Source organism: Rhodobacter aestuarii, assembly GCF_900156655.1.
GTDB classification, from domain to species: Bacteria; Pseudomonadota; Alphaproteobacteria; order Rhodobacterales; family Rhodobacteraceae; genus Rhodobacter; species Rhodobacter aestuarii.
In genome coordinates this window covers 1-20,785 of sequence record NZ_FTOG01000011.1, presented here as the reverse complement: position 1 = coordinate 20,785, position 20,785 = coordinate 1, and the positions used below count along the sequence as shown (strand labels likewise).

General features: G+C 60.7%; 22 protein-coding genes. 14 read left to right on the top strand and 8 right to left on the bottom strand.

What is annotated here, in order from left to right; genetic code table 11:
* The first annotated feature begins 9 nt into the window (after nucleotides 1-9).
* The 4 genes from BW967_RS15020 (at nucleotide 10) to BW967_RS18755 (ending at nucleotide 3,062) form a co-directional block, all read left to right on the top strand.
* Nucleotides 10-870: a peptidylprolyl isomerase gene (locus BW967_RS15020; RefSeq protein WP_076485915.1), complete on the top strand. Its 861-nt coding sequence runs from the start codon at nucleotides 10-12 to the stop codon at nucleotides 868-870.
* Between the two features lie 216 nt (nucleotides 871-1,086).
* The gene (gene argJ / locus BW967_RS15015) at nucleotides 1,087-2,280 is read left to right on the top strand and encodes a bifunctional glutamate N-acetyltransferase/amino-acid acetyltransferase ArgJ (protein WP_245826569.1); all 1,194 of its coding nucleotides are present in this window, start codon (nucleotides 1,087-1,089) and stop codon (nucleotides 2,278-2,280) included.
* Nucleotides 2,277-2,720, top strand: a complete 444-nt coding sequence (locus tag BW967_RS15010; protein WP_076485914.1) for a (deoxy)nucleoside triphosphate pyrophosphohydrolase — start codon at nucleotides 2,277-2,279, stop codon at nucleotides 2,718-2,720. The genes argJ and BW967_RS15010 overlap by 4 nt, the downstream gene beginning before the upstream one ends.
* 201 nt (nucleotides 2,721-2,921) lie before the next feature.
* Entirely contained in the window at nucleotides 2,922-3,062 is a 141-nt protein-coding gene (locus BW967_RS18755; RefSeq protein WP_097082987.1) for a hypothetical protein, read from the top strand.
* 115 nt (nucleotides 3,063-3,177) lie between these two features.
* On the opposite strand, the gene infB is transcribed toward BW967_RS18755, so the two are convergent.
* The 5 genes from infB to pip all read right to left on the bottom strand — a co-directional run bounded on the left by infB (nucleotide 3,178) and on the right by pip (nucleotide 9,677).
* Nucleotides 3,178-5,706, bottom strand: a complete 2,529-nt coding sequence (gene infB, locus BW967_RS15005) for a translation initiation factor IF-2 (protein WP_076485913.1) — start codon at nucleotides 5,704-5,706, stop codon at nucleotides 3,178-3,180.
* The gene (locus tag BW967_RS15000) at nucleotides 5,703-6,332 is read right to left on the bottom strand and encodes an RNA-binding protein (protein WP_076485912.1); all 630 of its coding nucleotides are present in this window, start codon (nucleotides 6,330-6,332) and stop codon (nucleotides 5,703-5,705) included. The genes infB and BW967_RS15000 overlap by 4 nt, the downstream gene beginning before the upstream one ends.
* A gap of 1 nt (nucleotide 6,333) precedes the next feature.
* Nucleotides 6,334-7,947 (bottom strand): transcription termination factor NusA, encoded by a 1,614-nt coding sequence (nusA, locus tag BW967_RS14995; protein ID WP_076485911.1) that lies wholly within the window; start codon nucleotides 7,945-7,947, stop codon nucleotides 6,334-6,336.
* 3 nt (nucleotides 7,948-7,950) lie between these two features.
* Entirely contained in the window at nucleotides 7,951-8,559 is a 609-nt protein-coding gene (gene rimP / locus BW967_RS14990) for a ribosome maturation factor RimP (protein ID WP_076485910.1), read from the bottom strand.
* 146 nt (nucleotides 8,560-8,705) lie between these two features.
* Entirely contained in the window at nucleotides 8,706-9,677 is a 972-nt protein-coding gene (gene pip / locus BW967_RS14985) for a prolyl aminopeptidase (protein WP_076485909.1), read from the bottom strand.
* A gap of 69 nt (nucleotides 9,678-9,746) precedes the next feature.
* Here pip and ubiG point away from each other — a divergent pair, with 69 nt between their 5' ends.
* Nucleotides 9,747-10,490, top strand: a complete 744-nt coding sequence (ubiG, locus tag BW967_RS14980; protein ID WP_076485908.1) for a bifunctional 2-polyprenyl-6-hydroxyphenol methylase/3-demethylubiquinol 3-O-methyltransferase UbiG — start codon at nucleotides 9,747-9,749, stop codon at nucleotides 10,488-10,490.
* A 70-nt stretch (nucleotides 10,491-10,560) separates the two neighbouring features.
* Here the strand turns inward: ubiG and mog are convergent, their stop codons facing one another.
* On the bottom strand, nucleotides 10,561-11,088 hold the full coding sequence (gene mog / locus BW967_RS14975; RefSeq protein ID WP_076485907.1) for a molybdopterin adenylyltransferase: 528 nt from the start codon (nucleotides 11,086-11,088) through the stop codon (nucleotides 10,561-10,563).
* A complete protein-coding gene (locus BW967_RS14970; RefSeq protein ID WP_076486014.1) occupies nucleotides 11,085-12,314 on the bottom strand; it encodes an argininosuccinate synthase in 1,230 nt (409 codons plus the stop codon). The genes mog and BW967_RS14970 overlap by 4 nt, the downstream gene beginning before the upstream one ends.
* 147 nt (nucleotides 12,315-12,461) lie before the next feature.
* Here BW967_RS14970 and ilvA point away from each other — a divergent pair, with 147 nt between their 5' ends.
* Nucleotides 12,462-13,709 (top strand): threonine ammonia-lyase IlvA, encoded by a 1,248-nt coding sequence (ilvA, locus tag BW967_RS14965; RefSeq protein WP_076485906.1) that lies wholly within the window; start codon nucleotides 12,462-12,464, stop codon nucleotides 13,707-13,709.
* A gap of 6 nt (nucleotides 13,710-13,715) precedes the next feature.
* On the opposite strand, the gene BW967_RS14960 is transcribed toward ilvA, so the two are convergent.
* On the bottom strand, nucleotides 13,716-14,045 hold the full coding sequence (locus tag BW967_RS14960; RefSeq protein WP_076486013.1) for an Hpt domain-containing protein: 330 nt from the start codon (nucleotides 14,043-14,045) through the stop codon (nucleotides 13,716-13,718).
* A 179-nt stretch (nucleotides 14,046-14,224) separates the two neighbouring features.
* On the opposite strand from BW967_RS14960, the gene BW967_RS14955 reads away from it, so the two are divergent.
* The 8 genes from BW967_RS14955 to BW967_RS14920 all read left to right on the top strand — a co-directional run.
* Nucleotides 14,225-14,947, top strand: a complete 723-nt coding sequence (locus BW967_RS14955; protein ID WP_076485905.1) for a glycosyltransferase family 2 protein — start codon at nucleotides 14,225-14,227, stop codon at nucleotides 14,945-14,947.
* Complete coding sequence (locus tag BW967_RS14950) at nucleotides 14,944-15,255, top strand: lipid-A-disaccharide synthase N-terminal domain-containing protein (RefSeq protein ID WP_097082996.1); 312 nt, start codon at nucleotides 14,944-14,946, stop codon at nucleotides 15,253-15,255. Before BW967_RS14955 ends, BW967_RS14950 begins: the two co-directional genes overlap by 4 nt.
* Nucleotides 15,256-15,286: 31 nt before the next feature.
* Nucleotides 15,287-16,666, top strand: a complete 1,380-nt coding sequence (locus BW967_RS14945) for an ArnT family glycosyltransferase (RefSeq protein WP_076485904.1) — start codon at nucleotides 15,287-15,289, stop codon at nucleotides 16,664-16,666.
* Complete coding sequence (locus BW967_RS14940; protein WP_076485903.1) at nucleotides 16,653-17,378, top strand: phosphatase PAP2 family protein; 726 nt, start codon at nucleotides 16,653-16,655, stop codon at nucleotides 17,376-17,378. The genes BW967_RS14945 and BW967_RS14940 overlap by 14 nt, the downstream gene beginning before the upstream one ends.
* 258 nt (nucleotides 17,379-17,636) lie before the next feature.
* The gene (gene rpsL, locus BW967_RS14935; protein ID WP_038074720.1) at nucleotides 17,637-18,008 is read left to right on the top strand and encodes a 30S ribosomal protein S12; all 372 of its coding nucleotides are present in this window, start codon (nucleotides 17,637-17,639) and stop codon (nucleotides 18,006-18,008) included.
* Between the two features lie 12 nt (nucleotides 18,009-18,020).
* Nucleotides 18,021-18,491, top strand: coding sequence for a 30S ribosomal protein S7 (gene rpsG / locus BW967_RS14930; RefSeq protein ID WP_076485902.1), 471 nt, complete (start codon nucleotides 18,021-18,023; stop codon nucleotides 18,489-18,491).
* 12 nt (nucleotides 18,492-18,503) lie between these two features.
* A complete protein-coding gene (gene fusA / locus BW967_RS14925; RefSeq protein ID WP_076485901.1) occupies nucleotides 18,504-20,627 on the top strand; it encodes an elongation factor G in 2,124 nt (707 codons plus the stop codon).
* Nucleotides 20,628-20,690: 63 nt separating this feature from the next.
* Nucleotides 20,691-20,785 (top strand): GTP-binding protein (locus tag BW967_RS14920; RefSeq protein WP_018590913.1); only part of this gene is annotated, 95 nt, incomplete at its 3' end.

The following is a 20,785-nucleotide window of genomic DNA, read 5'->3' as shown; positions in this document are numbered from 1 at the left end:
GAGGCTTTCATGCCGAAAATCACCAAAATTCTGGGCGTTGGAGCCGTGCTGGCTTGCCTTGCGGGGGCAGGTTTCGCCGAAACGGAGGCCAAGGATCTGGGCCCCGATACGGTCGTGGCGACGGTCAATGGCACCGATATTACGCTTGGCATGATGGTGGCCGTGCGCAATGCGCTGCCCGCCGAATATAAACAGCTCCCCGATGAGCTTTTGTTTGATGGCGTTTTGGATCAACTGATCCAGCAAACCGCGCTCGCCGAGATTGGCGAAGGCATGATGACCCATCGCGATGAGATCACTTTGGAGGTGGATCGCCGCGCTTATTTGGCCGGGATGCTGCTGGATTATACTGCGCGCCGCGCCGTGACGCCCGAGACCCTGCAAGAGGCCTATGACGCCAAATATGCCGCAGCAGAGCCGACCCGCGAATTCCATGCCGCGCATATCATCGTGCCGACCAAAGAAGAGGCCGAGGCGATCTTGGCAGATATCCAGGGCGGGGCCGATTTTGCCGAAGTGGCGAAAGAAAAGTCCCAAGATGGAGCTGCAGCCAATGGGGGCGATCTGGGCTGGTTCGGGCTGGAGCAAATGGTGCAGCCCTTTGCTGAAGCTGTTGCCAGCATGAAAGATGGCGATGTCAAAGGCCCGGTGCAGACCGAATATGGCTGGCATGTGGTGAAGCTGCTCGAAAGCCGCCTTGGCACCGCGCCGACGCTGGAAGAAGCGAGCGAGGATTTGGCGGGCGATCTGCGTCAAAAGGCTGTTGAGGATCGGGTGAATGACACGATCGCCAAAGCCACGGTCGAAAAGCACATCGAAGGGATTGACCCTGCGGTGCTGAAAGATCCGAAGCTGACGGGTGAAGAGTAATTGGACACGAACGGGCGGAGCAGGGCCATGGGTAAGAAGAAAGAGCTTGAGGCACGGATCGAGAAGCTGAAGGCCAAAGTCAAAGGGCTGAAAGCGAAGCTTGAAGATGTGACCGAAGATGCGGTGGCCGAAATCCGAGAGGAAGTGGCCGAGGTGGTGGCAAAAGTAAAAGCCCCCGTTTCGCCGCTCGCGCCCGAAAGCTTCCCCAAACTGCCGATGATCGAAGGGGTCGATTTTGCCGCAGCGGCCGCTGGTGTGCGCTATGCTGGCCGAACCGATGTGATGCTGGCGCGCGTGGCCCCCGGCGCGACGGTGGCGGGGGTGTTCACCACCTCTTCGACGCGCGCGGCCTGTGTGTTCGATTGCCAAGCGAAGCTCTCCGGCAAGGTCGATGAAACCGCAGGCGCGGCGATCATCGTGAATTCCGGGAATGCCAATGCCTTTACGGGCGCGGCGGGCCAAGCCTCGGTCGATGCGGTCACGGGCGCGGTGGCTGAGGCGCTTGGCCTGCCGATTGGTCGGGTCTTTTCCTCTTCCACCGGGGTGATCGGCGAGCCGCTGCCGCATGACAAGATCGTGGCCGCCGTGCCGGGGCTTGTTGGGGCGCTGGAATCCAAAGGGATTGAGGCTGCCGCCCGTGCGATTATGACGACGGACACTTTCCCCAAAGGTGCGAGCGCCGAGGTGGAAACGGAGGAAGGTCCGATCCGCATTGCTGGCATTGCCAAAGGCTCGGGCATGATCGCGCCGAATATGGCGACGATGCTGGTCTATATCTTCACCGATGCAAAAATCCCGGCGAAGCTTTTGCAAAAGGTGCTTTCGCGGCAGGTGGATGACACGTTCAACGCGATCACGGTGGATAGCGATACCTCGACCTCGGATGCGCTGATCGTGGCCGCCACGGGCAAAAGCCCGGCAGCGGAAATAACCGATCTGCGCTCCAAGACTGCGAAAGATTTTGAAGCGGCGCTGCGCGGCGTGATGATGGATCTGGCGCATCAGGTGGTGCGCGATGGCGAAGGCGCGACGAAGTTTGTGGAGGTCCGCGTGAGCGGGGCTGAAACTGCGGCTGATGCGCATAAAGTGGCGATGGCGGTGGCGAATTCGCCGCTCGTGAAAACCGCGATTGCGGGCGAGGATGCGAACTGGGGCCGCGTTGTTGCGGCGGTGGGCAAGTCCGGCGCCAAGGCGGAACGGGATCTTTTGCGCATTTCCTTTGGCGATATGGTGCTGGCCGAAAACGGCTGGCGCGTGCCCGACTACAGCGAAGAGGCCGCCAGCGCTTATATGAAGGGGCAGGAGCTGGTGATCGGCATCGACCTTGGCTTGGGTAAGGCGACGAAATCGGTCTTCACCTGTGACCTGACGCATCGCTACATCGACATCAACGCGGATTACCGCTCGTGAGTGGGGGCTGCGGTCCCGGCACCCCGGCGCCCGTCGCGCCGGGGAAGGTGGTGTTGGTCAGCGCGGTGGCGCTGATTGACGTGGATGGGCGTGTGCTGCTCGCGCAGCGGCCCGAGGGAAAATCCATGGCGGGGCTGTGGGAGTTTCCGGGCGGCAAGGTCGAACCCGGCGAAACGCCCGAGGCGGCGCTGATCCGCGAACTGCACGAAGAGCTTGGCATCGACACTTGGCACAGCTGTCTGGCGCCGCTGACCTTTGCCAGCCACAGCTACGAAACCTTCCACCTTCTGATGCCGGTCTTTGCCTGCCGCCGTTGGGAGGGCCGCGTGCAACCGCGCGAGGGGCAAAAGCTGGCTTGGGTGCTGCCCGGGCAATTGCGCGACTATCCGATGCCCGCAGCCGATGAGCCGTTGATTCCCGTGCTGCAAGACTGGCTGTAAAGCCCAAAAAGCCACGATTTGGGCTGCAATTGCAGCAATTTTGGCAACAATCGCTGCATTGCAGAAAATTTTCGTGCGCTAAAACGTCACGATGCGCAATAAAACTATACGAAATTGCGGGGTGCGCTACTTTTGCATTTGCACTCTGTTAAGGAAATGTGACTAGTGTCACGAGTGAAAACACTCTTGGGAGGATGTCTCATGCTTCGCACCATCGTTGTCGGCAGCTGTGTTTCCGTGCAGGGAACTTTCGAAAATCAGCTTGAAAACGGCAAAATCGTGGTGCGTGTCGGTGATCGTCTCTTCGCCGGGAAACCGGTTTTGCGGAAATCTGCTGCCTGATCGCTGCCACGACCACACACTCACGTAACAAATAAAGGGGGGCCATGGCCCCCCTGTTTCGTTTTGTGCAACGATCTTGGTTGCAGGCCCGATCCGAAAACCGGGCCCGAAAGCCTTAGAGCTTACGCTCGACTTCTTCGCGCTCGAAGATTTCGATCACGTCATTCGGGCGAATGTCTTCGTAGTTTTCGAAGGCCATGCCGCACTCTTGGCCCGATTGCACTTCTTTGACTTCGTCTTTGAAGCGCTTGAGCGTTTTCAGCGTACCTTCGTGGATCACCACGTTGTCGCGCAGCAGGCGCACGCCTGCGGAGCGGCGCGCCACGCCTTCGGTGACCAAGCAGCCCGCAACCTTGCCAACGCCAGAGACTTTGAAGACCTCTTTGATCGACGCGTAGCCGATGAAGGTTTCGCGCACTTCGGCTTTGAGAAGGCCCGAGGCAGCGGCTTTGATGTCATCCACCAGATCATAGATGATCGAGTAGTAGCGGATCTCGACGCCTTTTTGGTTCGCGGCAGACCGTGCCGGGGCATTGGCCCGGACGTTGAAGCCGATCACCGGCGCCGAAGACGCTTCGGCCAGACCAATATCGCTTTCGGTGATCGCGCCGACGCCCGAGTGGATGACCCGCACCCGCACTTCGTCGTTGCCGATCTTCTCAAGCGCTTGCACGATCGCCTCGGCAGAGCCCTGCACGTCCGCTTTCACCACAACCGACAGTTCGGCCACGTTTTCATCGGCTTTGGCTTTCGCCATCAGCTGTTCCAGCGTGGTAGCGGCGCCCGCAGCGGCGCGTTTGTCTTTGGCGGCTTGATTCCGGTAATCGGCAATCTCGCGCGCTTGGGCTTCGGTTTCCACCACGTTGAGCACGTCGCCCGCTTCGGGCGTGCCATTCAGACCGAGCACCTCGACCGGAACCGAGGGACCAGCTTCGTCAACACGCTCGCCACGGTCGTTGATCAGCGCGCGGACCTTACCCCACTGCTCGCCGACGACGAAGATATCGCCTTTGCGCAGCGTGCCGTGTTGCACGAGAACCGTGGCCACCGGGCCGCGACCCACGTCCAGCTTGGCTTCGATCACCGCGCCTTGCGCCGCCCGGTTCGGGTTGGCGCGCAGCTCAAGGATCTCGGCTTGCAGCGCGATGGCTTCAAGCAGCGTATCAAGGCCTTTGCCGGTCTTGGCCGACACTTCCACCGTCTGCACATCGCCGCCCATCTCTTCGACGACGACTTCGTGTTGCAGCAGATCCGTGCGGACCTTTTGCGGATTGGCGGCGGGTTTGTCGATCTTGTTGATCGCCACGATCATCGGCACTTGCGCGGCCTTGGCGTGGTTGATCGCTTCGATCGTCTGCGGCATCACGGCGTCATCGGCAGCGACAACCAGCACGACGATGTCGGTCACTTGCGCGCCACGCGCCCGCATCGAAGTGAACGCGGCGTGGCCGGGCGTATCGAGGAAGCTCAGCACAGCACCCGATTCGGTCGTCACCTGATAGGCGCCGATGTGTTGGGTGATGCCGCCCGCTTCGCCAGACACCACGTTGGCGTGACGGATCGCATCCAGAAGCGAGGTTTTGCCGTGGTCGACGTGGCCCATGATCGTGATGATCGGCGGACGCGAGACGAGATCCTCGTCTTTGTCTTTGACCGTGTCGATCACTTGTTCAACGTCGGCATCCGACACGCGCACCGCGCGGTGGCCGAATTCATCAATGATCAGTTCGGCGGTATCCGCATCGATGGTTTGGTTCGCGGTGACCATCATGCCCATTTTCATCAGGGCTTTGACGACATCTGCACCACGTTCGGCCATCCGGTTGGCAAGTTCCGAAACCACGATGGTTTCAGGAAGCTGCACTTCGCGGACCATTTTCTCGGCTTTTTGGCCAAAGCCCATCGCTTTTTGACGCGCTTTTTCTTGCTTGCGCTTCATTGCGGCGAGCGAGCGTTGACGCCCACCTTCGCCCTCAATCTCACGCAGCGACAGCTTGCCCGAACGGCGGCCTTCGTCGCCTTTGCCTTTCGAGTTGCGGTCGTTTTGGGTGTTGGCGCGGTCGTCGCGGTCGCGGTCCGTTTTGCGCGGGCCGGTGGTCGAAACGCCTTTGGTCGCAGCGCGCGCAGCAGCCGCCTCGGCGGCAGCCGGGTCGGCCGGGGCCGCGGGTTTTGCCGCGGGTTTCGCACGCACTTCTTCTTTGCGTTGCGCACGCAGCTCGGCTTCGCGAGCCTTACGCTCTTCTTCTTCTTGCTTCAGGCGCAGCGCCTCTTCGCGCTCACGCTCTTCGCGTTCCTTGGCTTCCGCCTCAGCACGGCGACGCTCACGCTCTTCTTCGCGCGCCTTTTCCTCGGCGGCGCGTTGCGCGGCTTCCTGTACTTCGCGGGCCTTCGCGGCCTGAAGCGCTTTCAGACGGCGCTCCATCTCGGCATCGGAGATGCCTGCGGGGCGGCGCGACGGATCGCCCAGCGCAGGCGAACCCGCTGGTTTCGAGGAGGCCCCCGCACCAGGCTTGGGAACCATCACCTTCTTGCGCTTGGTCTCGACCACGACGTTTTTCGTGCGCCCGTGGCTGAAGCTCTGCTTCACCGAACCGGGGCGCGCGCCGCCGAGACCGAGGGGTTTCTTGCCGTCCGTATCGCTCATGCCGTCTTCGTATCCTTCATGGCGGTCTGGCCGCCGTCCTGCTTGCGCAATCCCGCAAGCCTTGCCGCTTCTCTAATCACACGCGGGGTGAGTCCGCCAGCCGCAAGCGCGCCGTGTATCGCACGGTCGCGGCCAAAAGCCAAACCCAATTCCGAGGCGGTCAAACAGCCGAACCAACGCCCGCCCGGCGGGGTCCAGAGTTTGCCTTTGCCGCGATCAGACCCGTCCGATGCCTGAAACAGCACCTTCGCACGCCCTTCCGCCAGCCAGTCTTTAACTTTTTCAAAGCCGCAGACCGCATCGCCCGCCTTGCGCGACAACGAAATCAACTCAACCACCCGATGCGCCAGACCCGCATCGACCATGTCGATGAAGCCTTCAGGCAGTTGTACCTGCGACCTTGCAGCGCGGGAAAAGAGCCCTTTCGAGGCCGCTTTTTCCAACACTGCGCGCTCCGAGGTTACCCAAATCCCCCGGCCGGGAAGCTTTTCGGCCAGATCCGGGTAGATCATGCCATCGGGGCCAAGCACAAAACGCAACAGGCCAGCCTTCGGCGCCACATCGCCCGTGACGATGCAACGCCGTTCCGCCTCTTCGCGTTCCTTATCTCGGCCCCCGCGGCTCATCTTATTCCTCGGTCTCTTCCTCGGTGTTTTCTTCGTCTTCTTCGGTCGTCTCGAGTTCCGACGGGTCGACCCAGCCCAGCTGGATACGCGCCGTCATGATCAGGGCCTGCGCTTCTTCCAGCGACATGCCAAATTTCTCGAGAATACCGTCATCCTTGACGCGCGAGCCGTCGACCGTGGTCCATCCGCCCGCCAATTCCCAGTCCGCACAGGTCGCGAAGTCTTCGAGCGTCTTCACGTCATCACGGGCCAGCGCTTCGATCATTTGGGGCGTCAGGCCCTCAAAGTCAAACAGCGACTGTTCAACACCGAGTTCCTTGGCCGCTTCAATCGCTTTGCGGTTTTGCTCTTCGATATAGTCACGTGCGCGCGCTTGCAGCTCTTCGGCGGTGCTGTCATCGACGCCTTCAATCGCCAGAAGTTCGTCCAAATCGACATAGGCGACTTCTTCGAGGTTAGTGAAGCCTTCGGCCACCAGAAGCTGGGCGAAGAACTCATCAAGATCAAGCGCATCAACAAAGAGCTTGGTGCGTTCAGCGAATTCGGCCTGACGACGGCTCGATTCTTCGGCCTCGGTCAGAATGTCGATATCAAGGCCGGTGAGCTGGCTCGCCAGACGCACGTTTTGGCCACGGCGACCAATGGCGAGCGACAGCTGCTCATCAGGCACCACGACTTCGATCTTGCCCGCTTCTTCGTCGATCACAACCTTGGCAACTTCAGCCGGTTGCAGCGCGTTCACGAGGAAGGTCGCCGGTTCCGGGTTCCACGGAATGATGTCGATCTTTTCGCCTTGCAGTTCGCCGACCACGGCTTGCACGCGCGAGCCGCGCATACCGACGCAAGCGCCGACCGGGTCGATGGAGTTGTCATTCGAGATAACAGCGATTTTCGCGCGCGAACCCGGGTCACGGGCCACGGCACGAATTTCGATGATGCCGTCATAAATCTCCGGCACTTCCATCTTGAAGAGTTCCGCCATGAATTGCGGATCGGTGCGCGAGAGGAAGACTTGCGGGCCACGGGTTTCGCGGCGCACGTCTTTCACATAGGCGCGGATACGGTCGTTCGGGCGATAGCTCTCGCGGCCGATTTTCTCGTTGCGGCGCAAAATCGCTTCGCCACGGCCAATATCGACGATGATATTGCCGTATTCTTCGCGTTTGACGACGCCGTTGATGATCGTGCCTTTGCGGTCTTTGAATTCATCGAACTGGCGGTCACGCTCGGCTTCGCGGACCTTTTGCAAGATCACCTGCTTGGCCGATTGCGCGGCGATTCGGCCCAGATCAACCGGGGGCACTTCGTCGATGATTTCATCGCCCACTTGCGGGTCGGCCTTGTATTGCTTGGCCTGCGCAACGGTGAGTTCCGCTTGGTAGTTTTCCACCGCATCATCTTCGACCACGGTGCGCACGCGGGTGAATGTGGCGCGACCGGTTTTGCGGTCGATCGACACGCGGATATCCATCTCCGCGCCATAACGCGACTTGGCGGCCCGGGCGAGGCTGTCTTCCATCGCCTGGATCACCAGATCGGGGTCGATCATCTTCTCGCGGGCCACCGCCTCGGCGGTTTGCAGAAGTTCGAGCTGGTTGGCAGAGGTGATTGCCATCTCTCAGGTCTCCTCGTCGGGATCTGTGTCGGGGGTATTCGTGTCGTCTTCGGTCTCGATCTCGTCGAACTTTTCTTCGTCGATCACGCCTGCGGCCTTTTTCTGGCGCAGCATCTCGGCAATGAGCTCGTCGGTCAGGATCAGTTTCGCATCGGTCAGCCAGTCGAACTGCAACCCGATGATCACCTGTTCGCCCTGCTCTTCGATCTCAATGAGCACCTCTTCGCCCTCGGTGCCATGCAAGATGCCCTTGAAGCGCTTGCGGCTGTCGATCTGCTCAGAGGTTTCAAGCCGGGCCTCATAGCCTTCCCATGCATCGAAATCTTTCAGCCGCGTCAGCGGCCGGTCGATGCCGGGGGAAGAGACTTCCAGCGTGTATTTATCTTCGATCGGGTCTTCCACATCGAGAACGGCCGAAACCGCCGTGGAAATCGCCGCGCAATCATCGACATCAATCCCACCCTCGGGACGGTCTGCCATGATCTGCAAAAGCGGATATTTGCCGCCCTGCAGGCGCACGCGCACCAGTTCGAAGCCAAGCCCCTCGATGGTGGGGCCGATAATTTCTGCCAGGCGCCGGTCGATGGCGGTCTTGGCGATTAGGTCGGTCATGTTCCGATCCCTGAAAAACAAAAAACGGGCCTTAGCGGCCCGCGACATAGTTCCGGTGGGCTGCGAGTTTGGACCTCGCAGCGCCGCTGTTGATGTGCGTATAGGCGAATCGTGCCTGCGTTGCAAGCTTTCTGTGCGGGCGCGCGTTAGCCCCGCATTTTGTCCATGGTGGCGACAAGGGCGGCGGTGATGCCCGGCTCGCTCAGCGCATGGCCCGCCGCGGGCACCAGACGCAGGTTGCACTTCTTCCACCCGCGCGCCAGTCGCCACGCCGAAATCGGCGGGCAGATCATATCCATCCGGCCCTGAATGATCGTGGCGGGAATATGTTCAATCCGGTGCCGGTCACGCAAAATCTGCCCATCTTCCTCCAAAAACGCGTGGTTGGAGAAATAGTGGTTTTCGATCCGCGCAAAGGCGTGGGCGTAATCGGGGGGGGCTTCGCCGGGGAAGCCATCGTAATCGACCGAAGCGAGCGCATTTTCCCACATCGCCCAATGCCGGGCAAAGCGCGCCTCTTGCAGATAGTCGCCAGAGAACAGCCGCTTGTTATAGGCGGTGATCATGTCGTGGCGCTCGCCATCCGGGATCGGCGCAATGAACTGGGTCCAAAGGTCGGGGAAAAACTGCCCCGCACCGCCGCCGTAAAACCACTCAAGCTCAGATCGCTGCGCCAAGAACACGCCGCGCAAAACCAAAGCCTGGGCCCGGTCGGGGTAGGTTTGCGCGTAAAGAAGCGACAGCGTCGCACCCCAACTGCCGCCAAACACGATCCAGCTGTCAATGCCAAGCTCGGTGCGGATACGCTCCATATCCGCGATCAGATCCCATGTGGTGTTATGGTTCACCGAGGCATGGGGCTTGGAAAGCCCGCAACCGCGCTGATCAAACAGGATGATCCGGTAATGCGCCGGGTCGAAATACCGCCGCATCGCGGGGCTGGAACCACCGCCCGGCCCGCCGTGGCAGACCACAACCGGGCGCCCTTGCGGATGCCCCGATTGCTCGACATAGATTTGATGGCCGAAGCCAACGTCCAGCAGCCGCTGGTCGAAGGGATCGACCGGCGGATAAAGAAAGGCGCTTGCCGTGCGCTTTTGCCCTGCGTTCTTGTCCATTGCCGCACTATATAACGCACGAAACCCGCCTGCCACGGGGCGGGCCAAAAAATTAAGCCGGAGGGTGGCATGGAAGCTGCGACAAAGACGATCGACCCCGCCGAGGTGGCGAAATTCGAGGCAATGGCCGCCGAATGGTGGGATCCGAACGGCAAGTTCAAGCCCTTGCACATGCTCAACCCCTGCCGTTTGGACTATATCACCACCCAAATCGCCACCCAATTCGGGCGCGATCTGAAAGCTTCGCGCCCGTTTGAAGGGCTGCGGCTGTTGGATATTGGCTGCGGCGGTGGGCTGTTGGCCGAGCCGATGGCGCGGCTGGGCGCGACCGTTGTGGGCGCCGATGCGGCGCCGAAAAACATCCCTGTTGCGAAGCTTCACGCCGAACAATCGGGGCTAGAGATCGACTACCGCAATTGCGCTGCCGAAGATTTGGCCGCAGCGGGCGAGCGGTTCGATGTGGTCTTGGCGATGGAGATCATTGAACACGTCGCCGATACGCAGGGTTTCACCAACACCTGTGCAAGCCTGATGAACCCGGGCGGGCTGATGCTGATGTCGACGCTGAACCGGAACCCGAAAAGCTATGTGATGGCGATTTTCGGGGCCGAGCGGGTGATGCGCTGGCTGCCTGTAGGCACGCATGAGTGGTCGAAATTCGTCACGCCCGATGAGCTTTATGGGCTGATGCGCGGCGCGGGGCTTGATCCGGTGGATCGCAAGGGGATGGTCTTCAACCCGCTTGGCTGGAGTTGGTCGCTGTCGTCCTCCGATCTGAGCGTGAACTACGCGGCGGCGGCGGTGAAACGCTGACACGGCTGGGGGCGCTGCCCCCGGGCCCTTGGGAGAATTGAACCAAGTCGAAGGGGCCGCGAGGCCCCTTTTATTTTGCCTTTGGCCGAAACGCCGCGATCTTGGCCGGATCGGTCTCGATGTAGCTCGCGCCGATCAGATCAAGGCAATAGGGCACCGCCGCGAAAACGGCATCCAGACAGGTGGCAATCGCCGCTGGTTTGCCGGGCAGGGTGATGATGAGGCTTTTGCCCGCAATCCCCGCCGTTTGGCGCGACAAGATCGCCGTTGGCACCTCAAGCAGGCTTGCGCGGCGCATTTCCTCGCCAAAGCCAGCGAGTTCCTTTTCCATGACATCGGCCACGCCTTCGGGCGTTTCATCACGGGGGCTCGGGCCCGTGCCGCCGGTGACCAAAATCAGGTCTGCGCCTTCTGCCACCAGTGCGCGTAGGCAGGTGGCGACGCTTTCGCGCCCATCGGGAATGATATGGCGCGTAATGGAAAGGGGCGTCGTGACGACGCCCCTAAGCCAATCTTCACAACCGGGGCCGCCTTTGTCTTCGTATTCCCCGCGGCTTGCGCGGTCGGAAACGGTGACAATGGCGACCGTGGCCGTCATTTGCCCTCGACCCGCGCGTTGCGGGTGGCGATCAGGCGCAGACGCAGACCGTTGAGGCGGATGAAGCCCTCAGCGTCTTTTTGGTCATAGGCGCCCGCATCTTCTTCAAAGGTCACGTGCTTTTCGCTGTAGAGGCTGTGATCGGACCAGCGCGCCACGGTGCTGGCTTTGCCTTTGTAAAGCTTCACGCGGACGGTGCCGGTGACATGCTCTTGGGTTTTGTCGATCAGCGCTTGCAGCGCTTCACGCTCGGGGCTGAACCAGAAGCCATTGTAGATCAGCTCGGCATAGCGCGGCATGACACTGTCTTTGAGATGGCCCGCACCGGCATCAAGGGTGATTTGCTCAATGCCACGGTGGGCTTCCAACAAGATCGTGCCGCCGGGGGTTTCATAAACGCCGCGCGACTTCATGCCGACAAAGCGGTTTTCCACCAGATCGAGCACGCCAATGCCATGTTTGCCGCCCAACTCGTTGAGCTTGGTCAGGATCGTGGCGGGCGACATCGCCTCGCCGTTGATCGCCACGGCATCGCCTTTTTCGAAGGTGATCTCGACCATCTCGGGCGTATCGGGGGCCTGTTCCACCGGCACGGTGCGTTGCAGCACGTAATCGGGGAATTCGACGGCCGGATCTTCCAGCACGCGGCCTTCCGAAGAAGTATGCAGCAGGTTCGCATCCACCGAGAACGGCGCTTCGCCGCGTTTGTCTTTGGCAATCGGGATTTGGTTCGCTTCGGCAAACTCAAGAAGTTTGGTGCGCGAGGTCAGATCCCACAAACGCCAAGGGGCGATCACCTTGATCGTCGGCTCGAGCGCCGCCGCCGAAAGCTCGAACCGCACTTGGTCGTTGCCTTTACCGGTCGCGCCATGGGCGATGGCATCGGCGCCATGTTCACGGGCAATCTCCACAAGGTGCTTGGAGATCAGCGGGCGCGCAATCGAGGTGCCGAGCAGATAGAGCCCTTCGTAAAGCGCATTGGCGCGGAACATCGGGAACACGAAGTCGCGCACGAATTCTTCGCGCACGTCAAGAATGTGGATGTTCTCGGGCTTGATGCCCAGCATCTCGGCTTTCTTGCGCGCCGGTTCCAGTTCTTCGCCCTGACCAAGGTCGGCGGTATAGGTGATCACCTCACAGCCATATTCGGTTTGCAACCATTTCAGGATGATCGAGGTGTCGAGGCCGCCAGAATAGGCAAGCACGACTTTCTTGGGAGCGGACATGGAAAGCCTCCGAACTGCGGTTTGCGCGGGCATAGTGTTTTTTGTGACGGTTCTCAAGGGCTGCGGCGCGGTTTGGCCGCGCGCAATTGTGCCCATCACAAAGGCTTTGCTCTTGCGCGGGCGCACGGGGCGCGCCACATCTGCGCTATGACACAGTTCGCCCTTGCCGCCCTTGCTGCCACCCGTGCACTGCGCACGCTCTTTGAGCCGACGCCGCTGCAGCGCAATGAATTTCTGTCGAAGCGCTATGGGGCCGAGATTTGGCTCAAGCGCGAAGACCTCACACCGGTGCGCTCTTATAAATTGCGCGGCGCGTTCACGGCGATGCGCAAGCGCCGCGAGGCGGACCCGGAGGCCACGCATTTCGTGGCGGCCTCGGCGGGGAACCATGCGCAGGGGATGGCCTTCGCCTGCCGCCATTTTGGTGTGAAAGGCACGATCTTCATGCCGGTGACCACGCCGCAACAAAAGATCGACAAGACCCGCGTCTTTGGCGGAGAGGCGGTCGAGATTGTGCTGACGGGCGATTATTTCGACCAGACCTTGGCGGCGAGCCAAGAGTTTTGCGAAAGCGCCGGGGCGCATTTCCTCTCGCCCTTTGACGATGCCGATGTCATCGAGGGGCAAGCCTCGGTGGGCGTGGAAATCCTTGATCAATTGGGCCGCGCGCCGGATATGGTGATTTTGCCGGTGGGTGGCGGCGGCTTGGCGGCGGGCGTCACGGGCTACCTTGGCGCGACCGCTCCGCAAACCGATTACCGTTTTGTGGAGCCCTTGGGTGGTGCCAGCCTGACCGCGGCGATTGAGGCGGTGGAACCTGTCACGCTCAAGCAGGTGAACAGCTTTGTCGATGGCGCTGCCGTGGCGCGGATTGGCGCGCTTCCCTTTGAGCGGTTGCGGTGGATCAAGCCTGAGCAGATCCTGCTCTCGCCCGAAGATCGGATCTGCATTTCTATGCTGGAGATGCTCAACCATGAGGGTGTGGTTTTGGAGCCCGCAGGTGCGCTTGCCTTAGATGTGTTGCCGGAACTGGCGGAGCAAATCCGGGGCAAGACGGTGGTCTGCCTGACCTCGGGCGGGAATTTCGATTTTGAGCGCCTGCCAGAGGTCAAAGAGCGTGCGCAGCGCTATTCCGGGTTGAAGAAATACTTCATCTTGCGGATGCCGCAGCGCCCCGGCGCCTTGCGTGAATTTCTGTCGATGCTGGGGCCGGATGACGATATTGCCCGGTTTGAATATCTCAAAAAGTCTGCACGAAACTTTGGCTCGGTGCTGATCGGGATCGAGACGAAGCGGGCCGATGCGTTCGATTCGCTGACCCAGCAGTTGGATGCCGCGGGGTTTGACTACCGCGACATCACCGATGATTCGGCCTTGGCCGAGTTCCTCATTTAAGGCGGCTCAGGCCGCCGAGGTGAACTCATCCACCCGGACCATGAACTGCGCTTTCGAGCGGCCATAGCAATCAAGGATTGCGGGCACGTCCACGCTTTCGGAATTGCCCGCTGCGCAGCGCCGCTCACCATCTTGGCACATCGTGCCAAAGGCGCGGAACCCAAGGTTCCAAGCCGAGCCTTTGAGAAAATGCAATTCATCGCCCAGCTTCTCGGGCTTGCGCCCCAGATTCAGGACGACGTTCTCGACTTCATCAAGAAAAAGCTCAAGTACTTCGGCGAACCCTTCGGCGCCGATCTCGGATCGCAACTCGGCGACCCGTTCCCAATCAATCATAATGCCCTCCACGGACCCCATTCGTCTTCACCACCTGTCAAGCTACGCGGGAAAGGTTGCCGAACGCTTAAGTGCGTCAAGGAAGTTGGGGAGGGCAGGCGGCCTGCGGCGCTTTGTTTACAAGCGCGGGGGCGGGCTGTATCACAAGCCAAGCCGCATCCGGCAGTGAGGCCCCTTGCATGACCGACATATCTATCGTGATCCCCGCCCGCAATGAGGCGGAGAATATCGCCACGCTGCTCGATGGAATCGATGCCGCGCTGGCGGGACAAGATTACGAGGTGATCGTGGTCGATGATGCCTCCGATGACGGGATGGAAGGCATTCTCAAAGCCCGGATGGCGCAAGCCCCGCAATTGCGGGTGTTGCGCAACACCCGCGCGGGAGGCCAATCGGCGGCGGTGCATTCGGGGGTACAGGTGGCAAAGGGGGCCATTTGTGCGACGCTTGACGGCGATGGCCAAAACCCGCCCGAAGAATTGCCGAAGCTGATCGCCCCCCTGCAAGCGCCGGGGTCTGAAAAGATTGGTCTTGTCGCGGGCCAACGCGTTGGGCGGCAAGACACGCTTTCCAAAAAGCTCGCTTCGCGCTTTGCCAATGCTTTGCGGTCTTGGGTGCTGAAAGACGGCACGCGCGATACAGGCTGTGGGCTCAAGGCTTTCCGCCGTGCGCCGTTTCTGGAGCTTCCCTATTTCGACCATATGCACCGCTATCTGCCCGCGCTGTTTTCGCGCGATGGCTGGGGCGTTGCGCATGTTGATGTGGCGCACCGGGCGCGCGGGGGCGGGCGGTCGCACTATTCCAACTTGCAGCGCGGGCTTGTGGGGGCGGTCGATCTGCTCGCCGTTGCCTGGCTGATCCGACGGCGCAAAAAATCGCGGCCCACGGAGGTGACGCAATGACCGAGTGGCTGGAAAAACTGCTGCATGTCGACAGCACTGTTGAGCTGTGGTGGGTGATCTTTGGCTTTGCCGCGCAGGCGATGTTTACCGCGCGTTTCTTGGTGCAGTGGATTGCCTCTGAGCGTGCCAAGGATTCCGTTATGCCGGTGGCGTTTTGGTATTTCTCGCTTGCAGGCGGGATGATGCTGCTCGCCTATGCGCTTTACCGCGCCGACCCAGTGTTCATTCTGGGCCAAGCGCTTGGGGTAATCATTTATTTCCGCAACCTGACATTGATCCGCCGTGCCAAACGCCGCCCAGAAGCCTGAGGCGCGGGGCTGGTTCGCCCCGGCGCTTCTTATGGTCATTGCCATCGTCGCGCTGCGGCTGGTGGCGCTGAGCTTTGACCGCACCGATATTTTCGTCGATGAGGCGCAATATTGGTTCTGGGGGCAAAACCTCGATTTCGGCTATTATTCCAAACCGCCGCTGATTGGCTGGCTCTTGCGGGCCTTGACCGACGTGGCAGGCTCAAGCGATCCGTTTTGGTTGCGGATGCCGGGGTCACTCTTGCATGGGATCACGGCGCTGGTGCTCGGGGCTTTGGCGGCTCGCGTTGGCGGCGCGCGGGTTGGGCTTGCAGCGGTTGCGATTTATCTCACTGCGCCTTTCGCGGCCTTGGGGTCTTGGCTGATTTCCACAGATACGGTGATGGCGCCCTTCTTTGCGCTCGCGCTTTTGTTCTTTTGGCGTGCGGGAGAGCGATATTCGGTGCCCGATGGCGCGCTCGCCGGTCTGACGATTGGGCTCGCCTTCATGGCGAAATATGCCGCGATCTATTTCTGGGGCGGCGCGCTTTTGGCGATGCTGTTTGTCCCCGCGCGGCGGATCGGCTGGAAGCCTTTGGCGGCGATGCTTGCGGCCTTTGCGCTGGTGATCGCGCCGAATGTTGTGTGGAACCTGACGCATAAGCTCACCACGGTGCAGCATACGCTCGATAATGTGGGCTGGGTGCGCGCCGGGGCAGGGGCCAATCTTGCCTCGATGGCGGAATTCTTTGGTTCGCAATTCGCGGTCTTTGGTCCGGTGAGTTTTGCGGCGCTCCTGTGGGGCTACACCAAGCTGCGCAACCCGGTGCCGCGCGCGCTGATGCTGCTGTCGATCCTGCCGCTGATTGCGGTGACGACACAGGCTTACTTGGGCAAGGCGCAAGCGAACTGGGCGGTGGCGGCCTATTTCGCAGGCACGGTGCTGGCGGTGTTGACCCTGTCGCGGCGTTGGCTTTGGGCTGCGCTTGGGCTGAATGCACTTATCTGTTTGGCGGTCCCGATGCTGACGATTTTCGCGCCTGTCTTGGGGCCGGAAGATGCGCCATGGATGAAGCGCTATCTGGGGCGGGCCGAGCTTTCCACGCGCGTGCTGGATTTGGCGCGGGCAGAAGGCGTGCCCGTCTATGCCGAGAGCCGCGATATTCTGGCCGATCTTTTTTACACCGGGCGGGATGCGGGCGTAACGATCTACGCGCCGCGCGTGGCGGGCCGCGAACACAATTACTATGAGCAGAATTTCGCATTGCCCGAAGGCTTTGCAGGTAAGCTACTGGTGGTGCGATCCGCGCCCTTCACTTGCAAGGGCACCCCGGTGCCGCCCGCTGCGGTCTTGAACGCCTCGGGGCAATGGGCGGGCAAAGAGATCACCCCTTACCTTGTCGATGCGGAGTGTCTGGATGCCGAAACTTGACCTGATCCGCTGGGGCTACTGGCTGACGTTTGGCTGGCTCTTTTCCATCGTGCTGTTTCGACATTTTCCGGGCGTTGATCCGGCGATCACGGGGCTGTTCTACGTTCCGGGCGCGGGCTTTCCTTTGGGCGAAAATGCCGCTCTGAACCTGCTGCGCGAGGTTGTCTGGAATGCCGCCATCGCGGTGTTCTTAGCTTCGGGCGTGGCATGGTGGTGGGTGGCGCGGCGGCGTAGCCTTTGGGGGCGCGGCTTTGGCGGCGGTAAGCTTGCCGGGCTCTCCAATGCGGGTTGGCGGGCGATCTTTGCCACCTTCCTTTTGGGGCCGGGGCTGATCGTCAATGCTTGGCTCAAAAGCTTTTCGGGGCGTGCGCGCCCAGCCAATACCGAGCTGTTCGGCGGCACGCATCAATTCACCCGCGCGGGCGACTTCAGCGATCAATGCGCCTCAAACTGTTCCTTCGTCTCGGGCGAGGTGGCGGCAGGCACCGCGCTTGCGGTGACGGTCTGGTTTCTCACCGCGGCAATCCCCTATCGGTGGCTGCAGCAAGGTTTGCGCGCGCTGGGTGGGGTGGTGTTTGCCTTCGTGATCTTTCAGCGCGTTGCGACGGGGCGTCATTTCGCATCGGATGCGATTTTTGCGGTTTTGATCACGGCGAGCATCGCTTGGATCTTTGTGGCGGCGCATCGTGTGGCGCAAGCTCCGCAGAAATAGGCTCTCGCGTCACGCCGCCTTGCGGTTGCAGTTGACTCTCGTTCCTGTGGCCCCTATAGCGCGCCCATCCAGCGCCGCCGCTCGAATCCGTTCGGGGGGATGGCTTGGGGCCCCATAGCCTCGATCCTCTGGATATCGACCGTTCGGCCTTCCTTGGAAGGACGGACGGATTTGGTGTTTTGTGATGGGCACAATTCACCGTCGAGAAGCGGCGCACCCCGGTGGGTGCGAGTATTGACAAGCAGAACGGGGAACCGAATGCCGACGATCCAGCAGCTGATCCGCAAACCGCGGCAGCCCAAGGTGAAGCGCTCCAAGTCGCAACACCTCCAAGAATGCCCGCAAAAGCGTGGCGTTTGCACGCGCGTCTACACCACGACGCCGAAGAAACCGAACTCCGCTATGCGTAAGGTGGCTAAAGTCCGCCTGACGAATGGCTTCGAGGTCATCTCCTACATCCCGGGCGAAAAGCACAACCTGCAAGAGCACTCTGTCGTGCTCATCCGCGGCGGCCGGGTGAAAGACCTTCCGGGTGTCCGTTACCACATCCTGCGCGGTGTGTTGGATACCCAAGGTGTTAAAGATCGTCGTCAACGCCGTTCGAAATACGGCGCGAAGCGTCCGAAATAAGGAGATCATCAGATGTCTCGTCGTCACGCTGCTGAAAAGCGCGAAGTGCTGCCCGACGCCAAATATGGCGATCGCGTGCTGACCAAATTCATGAACAACCTGATGATCGACGGCAAAAAATCGGTTGCCGAACGTATCGTCTACAACGCGCTCGACCGCGTTGAGGCCCGCGCCAAGCGTGAGCCGGTGGAAGTTTTCCACGAAGCGCTCGACAACGTGAAACCCGCTGTCGAAGTGCGTTCGCGTCGCGTCGGCGGTGCCACCTATCAGGTGCCGGTCGAAGTGCGCCCCACGCGCCGTGAAGCGCTGGCGATCCGCTGGCTCATCACCGCCGCGAAAAACCGCAACGAGAACACCATGGAAGAGCGCCTCGCTGGCGAGCTGCTCGATGCCATGAACTCGCGTGGTTCGGCGGTGAAAAAGCGCGAAGACACCCACAAAATGGCCGACGCGAACAAAGCGTTCAGCCATTACCGTTGGTAACAGGAGAGCCTCATGGCACGCGAATATCCGCTCCCGCGCTACCGCAACTTCGGCATCATGGCCCACATCGATGCCGGCAAAACCACCACCACCGAGCGTATCCTCTACTACACCGGCAAGTCGCACAAAATCGGCGAGGTGCATGACGGCGCCGCGACGATGGACTGGATGGAGCAGGAGCAGGAACGCGGCATCACCATCACCTCGGCGGCGACCACGACCTTCTGGCAGCGTCAGGAAGATCCGACCACCGAAGGGACTTCGGACACGAAGTACCGCTTCAACATCATCGACACCCCCGGCCACGTGGACTTCACCATCGAAGTCGAACGTTCGCTCGCGGTGCTCGACGGTGCGGTCTGCCTTCTGGACGCCAACGCCGGTGTCGAACCGCAAACCGAAACGGTGTGGCGTCAGGCTGACCGTTACGCGGTTCCGCGGATCGTCTTCGTCAACAAGATGGACAAGATCGGCGCTGACTACTTCAAATGCGTCGAGATGATCAAAGACCGCACCGGCGGCACCCCCTGCCCGGTGGCGCTTCCGATCGGTGCTGAAGATCAACTCGAAGGCATCATCGACCTGATCAAAATGGAAGAATGGGTCTGGAAAGGCGAAGACCTCGGCGCGAGCTGGGTCCGTCAACCGATCCGTGACGACCTGAAAGATCTGGCCGACGAATGGCGCGCCAACATGGTCGAGCTTGCCGTTGAGCAAGACGACGATGCGATGGAAGCTTACCTCGAAGGCAACGAGCCCGACGAAGACACGCTGCGCAAGCTGATCCGTAAGGGCACGCTGGCGATGGCCTTCTTCCCGGTGCTGGCTGGCTCGGCGTTCAAGAACAAAGGCGTTCAGCCGCTGCTCAACGCGGTGATTGACTTCTTGCCCGCGCCGATCGACGTGCCGACGCTCAAAGGCTTCCTGCCCGACGACGAAACGGAAACCCGTGACGTCGAGCGTCCCGCCGATGACACCGCGCCGTTCTCGGCTCTGGCGTTCAAAATCATGAACGACCCCTTCGTGGGCTCGCTCACCTTCACGCGTATCTATTCGGGCGTCTTGAAAAAAGGCGACCAGATGCTGAACGCGACCAAAGGTAAGCGTGAGCGCGTCGGCCGTATGATGATGATGCACTCGATCAACCGCGAGGAGATCGAAGAAGCCTTTGCTGGTGACATCATTGCGCTTGCTGGTCTGAAAGAAACCACCACGGGTGACACGCTGTGCGACCCGCAAAAACCGGTGGTTCTGGAAACCATGAGCTTCCCCGACCCGGTTATCGAAATCGCCGTGGAACCGAAGTCGAAAGCCGACCAAGAGAAAATGGGCCTCGCCCTGGCTCGCTTGGCTGCCGAAGACCCGTCGTTCCGCGTCGAAACGAACTTCGAATCGGGCCAAACGATCATGAAGGGGATGGGCGAACTTCACCTCGACATTCTCGTTGACCGTATGAAGCGCGAGTTCAAAGTCGAAGCCAACATCGGTGCGCCGCAGGTTGCTTATCGCGAAACCATCTCGCGTTCGGCCGAGATCGACTACACGCACAAAAAACAAACCGGTGGTACCGGTCAGTTTGCGCGCGTGAAGCTCGTCATCGACCCGACCGAGCCGGGCGAAGGCTACTCGTTCGAAAGCAAGATCGTTGGTGGTGCTGTGCCGAAGGAATACATCCCCGGCGTCGAAAAAGGCATCAAATCGGTCATGGATTCGGGTCCGCTCGCAGGCTTCCCGGTGATCGACTTCAAGGTGGCGCTGATCGACGGTGCCTTCCACGACGTCGACTCCTCGGTGCTCGCCTTCGAAATCGCGGCGCGTGCCGCGATGCGCGATGGTCTGAAAAAAGCCGGTGCGAAACTGCTCGAACCGATCATGAAAGTCGAAGTGGTGACCCCGGAAGAATACACCGGTGGCATCATTGGTGACCTCACCAGCCGTCGTGGCATGGTGCAAGGCCAAGACACCCGCGGCAACGCCAACGTGATCAACGCGATGGTGCCGCTGGCGAACATGTTCGGCTACATCAACACGCTGCGCTCGATGTCCTCGGGCCGTGCTGTGTTCACGATGTTGTTCGACCACTATGACGCCGTGCCGCAGAACATCTCGGACGAAATCCAGAAGAAATACGCCTGATGCGAGCGGGGCCCGGTTTTCGGGCCCCGTCTCCCGCTCAGGATCAACGACTAGGAGGCCATCATGGCAAAGGCAAAGTTTGAACGGAACAAACCGCACGTCAACATCGGCACGATCGGTCACGTTGACCACGGCAAGACGACGCTGACGGCTGCGAT

What these genes read in the sequence shown, in the direction of transcription:
- infB (WP_076485913.1), bottom strand. Translation starts at nt 5,706, where the DNA reads ATGAGCGATACGGACGGCAAGAAACCCCTCGGTCTCGGCGGCGCGCGC.
- argJ (WP_245826569.1), top strand. Translation starts at nt 1,087, where the DNA reads ATGATCGAAGGGGTCGATTTTGCCGCAGCGGCCGCTGGTGTGCGCTAT.
- rpsL (WP_038074720.1), top strand. Translation starts at nt 17,637, where the DNA reads ATGCCGACGATCCAGCAGCTGATCCGCAAACCGCGGCAGCCCAAGGTG.
- mog (WP_076485907.1), bottom strand. Translation starts at nt 11,088, where the DNA reads ATGACGGCCACGGTCGCCATTGTCACCGTTTCCGACCGCGCAAGCCGC.
- BW967_RS14945 (WP_076485904.1), top strand. Translation starts at nt 15,287, where the DNA reads ATGGTCATTGCCATCGTCGCGCTGCGGCTGGTGGCGCTGAGCTTTGAC.
- BW967_RS14955 (WP_076485905.1), top strand. Translation starts at nt 14,225, where the DNA reads ATGACCGACATATCTATCGTGATCCCCGCCCGCAATGAGGCGGAGAAT.
- BW967_RS14950 (WP_097082996.1), top strand. Translation starts at nt 14,944, where the DNA reads ATGACCGAGTGGCTGGAAAAACTGCTGCATGTCGACAGCACTGTTGAG.
- ubiG (WP_076485908.1), top strand. Translation starts at nt 9,747, where the DNA reads ATGGAAGCTGCGACAAAGACGATCGACCCCGCCGAGGTGGCGAAATTC.
- nusA (WP_076485911.1), bottom strand. Translation starts at nt 7,947, where the DNA reads ATGGCAATCACCTCTGCCAACCAGCTCGAACTTCTGCAAACCGCCGAG.
- BW967_RS15020 (WP_076485915.1), top strand. Translation starts at nt 10, where the DNA reads ATGCCGAAAATCACCAAAATTCTGGGCGTTGGAGCCGTGCTGGCTTGC.
- rimP (WP_076485910.1), bottom strand. Translation starts at nt 8,559, where the DNA reads ATGACCGACCTAATCGCCAAGACCGCCATCGACCGGCGCCTGGCAGAA.
- BW967_RS14960 (WP_076486013.1), bottom strand. Translation starts at nt 14,045, where the DNA reads ATGATTGATTGGGAACGGGTCGCCGAGTTGCGATCCGAGATCGGCGCC.
- BW967_RS14940 (WP_076485903.1), top strand. Translation starts at nt 16,653, where the DNA reads ATGCCGAAACTTGACCTGATCCGCTGGGGCTACTGGCTGACGTTTGGC.
- BW967_RS15000 (WP_076485912.1), bottom strand. Translation starts at nt 6,332, where the DNA reads ATGAGCCGCGGGGGCCGAGATAAGGAACGCGAAGAGGCGGAACGGCGT.
- BW967_RS14970 (WP_076486014.1), bottom strand. Translation starts at nt 12,314, where the DNA reads ATGTCCGCTCCCAAGAAAGTCGTGCTTGCCTATTCTGGCGGCCTCGAC.
- pip (WP_076485909.1), bottom strand. Translation starts at nt 9,677, where the DNA reads ATGGACAAGAACGCAGGGCAAAAGCGCACGGCAAGCGCCTTTCTTTAT.
- BW967_RS18755 (WP_097082987.1), top strand. Translation starts at nt 2,922, where the DNA reads ATGCTTCGCACCATCGTTGTCGGCAGCTGTGTTTCCGTGCAGGGAACT.
- ilvA (WP_076485906.1), top strand. Translation starts at nt 12,462, where the DNA reads ATGACACAGTTCGCCCTTGCCGCCCTTGCTGCCACCCGTGCACTGCGC.
- fusA (WP_076485901.1), top strand. Translation starts at nt 18,504, where the DNA reads ATGGCACGCGAATATCCGCTCCCGCGCTACCGCAACTTCGGCATCATG.
- rpsG (WP_076485902.1), top strand. Translation starts at nt 18,021, where the DNA reads ATGTCTCGTCGTCACGCTGCTGAAAAGCGCGAAGTGCTGCCCGACGCC.